Origin of the sequence: Ferruginibacter sp., assembly GCF_031391665.1 — a bacterium.
Classification (GTDB): Bacteria; Bacteroidota; Bacteroidia; order Chitinophagales; family Chitinophagaceae; genus Ferruginibacter.
Genome location: NZ_JANMUN010000189.1, coordinates 1 through 2,243 on the forward strand (window position 1 = coordinate 1; position 2,243 = coordinate 2,243).

A 2,243-nucleotide genomic window follows, 5' to 3' on the forward strand; every position below is an offset into this window, starting at 1 on the left:
CTGGTTATAAAAACTTACATTGCCACCGGTAACAGGCGTATCAAATTTTATGCAGGCTTCACCCATTCCTTTAATGGCGTTTACAAATTGATAATACACTTCCGGGTCGTAAGGGTTTCCAAAATTAAGACAGTTGGTAACACCTAATGGCTGCCCGCCGCTGCATACAATATTTCTTGCAGCTTCAGCAACAGCAATCATGGCACCTTTATACGGATCGGCAAAAACATAACGGCTGTTACAATCTGTTGTAAGTGCCAATGCTTTATTAGTGGGCTTTGCTAAAACAATTGCTGCATCGCTTGGTGCATTGGTGCTTACATTGCCTGCACCCACCATACTATCATATTGAGTATATATCCATCGCTTGCTGGCAATGTTGGGTATTTGAATTAATTGCTCTGCAACAGCTTTTAAATTTTTTGGAACAGCAATAGTATCTGCATTAAATGCTTTTATCTTTTCAAAATATTTTGGTTCGGCATAAGGCCTGTCGTTTTGTGGTGCACCACCTCCTAATACTAATTCGTACGCAGGTAATGTTGCTTCCAAATTTCCGTGCATGTAAAAGTTTAACATACCATCATTGGTTACTTCACCAATTTCGCTGCAGGGTAAATCCCATTTTTCAAAAACATCAATTATCAATTGTTCTTTTCCTTTTTCTGCAACAAGCAACATTCTTTCCTGGCTTTCGCTTAATAACAATTCCCATGCTTTCATATCTTTTTGACGGGTAGGCACTTTATCTAAATCAATCCGCATGCCTGCTTCGCCTTTTGCACTCATTTCGCTGGTGCTGCAAATAATTCCGGCTGCACCCATATCCTGCATACCAATTACGGCGCCGGTATTCATCACTTCCAAACAGGCTTCTAATAATTTCTTTTCCTGAAAGGGATCACCCACCTGCACAGCGGGTAAATCTTCTGCACTGTCGGCTGTAATATCTGCACTGGCAAAACTTGCGCCGCCAATACCATCTTTACCTGTTGCACTGCCTACAAAAAATACTGGATTGCCTTTTACATTTCCTGATGTTGCAGAAATAGTTTCTCCATTTTTTAAAATGCCCACACTCATAGCATTTACCAATGGATTGGTGTGGTAACAATCTTCAAAATAAATTTCGCCACCCACTGTGGGTACACCAAAGCAATTGCCATAATGGCCAATGCCATGCACTACGCCGGCAAGTAAATGTTGTGTTTTTGATTCCTTTAAATTTCCAAAACGTAAACTGTTAAGCGATGCTATTGGTCTTGCACCCATGGTAAAAATATCTCTGTTAATGCCACCAACACCCGTAGCCGCACCTTGAAAAGGTTCAATTGCAGAAGGATGATTATGACTTTCAATTTTAAAAACCACACCGTAACCATCACCAATATCCATCAGCCCCGCATTTTCTTCTCCGGCTTTTACCAGCATTTTTTTACCATCACGGGGTAAGGTTTTTAACCATTTAATTGAATTTTTATAACTGCAATGTTCACTCCACATGGCGCTGAAACAACAGAGCTCAGTAAAGTTGGGGGTACGCCCCAATTTTTGTTTTATCAATTCAAATTCATCTGCTGTAATGCGTAATTGCTCTGCCGTTTTTACTGTTATTTCCATAAATAGTTAGAAGAAAGAGTTAGAAAGTGCAAAGGTAACACCGTAATAGTTTATTAAGATATAAGGAAAGTAAATATTTTAACTATCTTCCCACATTGAAAATTTACTGCTTTGGATTATATTCTTTTTACGATTTACCTCTGCGTATTTTGCTGGTTGATTACAAAAGTTTCGTTTGTAAAAAACGCAGGGCTTAACAATAAATACATATTGGTGCTTTTTTTGGCAAAAATAATTGCCGGATTAGCTATTGGCTGGATCTCGTATAATTTATACAATACCGGCAACGATTACTGGGATGTAAACCGGGAAGGGTGGAAGGAATATCAATTACTTTTATCCGACCCCAAAGAATATTTCACCAATATATTTAAATCGCAATACTCACAGGGTTACGGCGGCATGTTCGATTCTTTTCAATCTTTTTGGAACGATTTAAGAAATAATATTATTATTAAATTCCTTTCGGTTTGCAACATTTTCAGCCGGGGCAATTATTATATCAACAGTTTATTCTTTAACTTTTTTTGTTTTTTAGGGCATGTAGCTTTTTACAGGATCTTTATTCAGATTTATAAAAAACAACAGTGGGCAGTTATTATTTGCTGCTTTTTATTACCATC

Annotated in this window: 2 protein-coding genes; one reads left to right on the forward strand and one right to left on the reverse strand. The window is 38.0% G+C overall.

Annotation, left to right across the window (positions count from 1 at the left end):
* The coding region (gene purL, locus ACY651_RS14275; protein WP_462253904.1) for a phosphoribosylformylglycinamidine synthase subunit PurL at positions 1 to 1,620 on the reverse strand (1,620 nt) is incomplete at its 3' end.
* Between the two features lie 222 nt (positions 1,621 to 1,842).
* Between purL and ACY651_RS14280 the strand changes: the two genes are divergently transcribed.
* On the forward strand, positions 1,843 to 2,243 hold a 401-nt coding region (locus ACY651_RS14280), incomplete at its 3' end, for a hypothetical protein (RefSeq protein ID WP_462253906.1).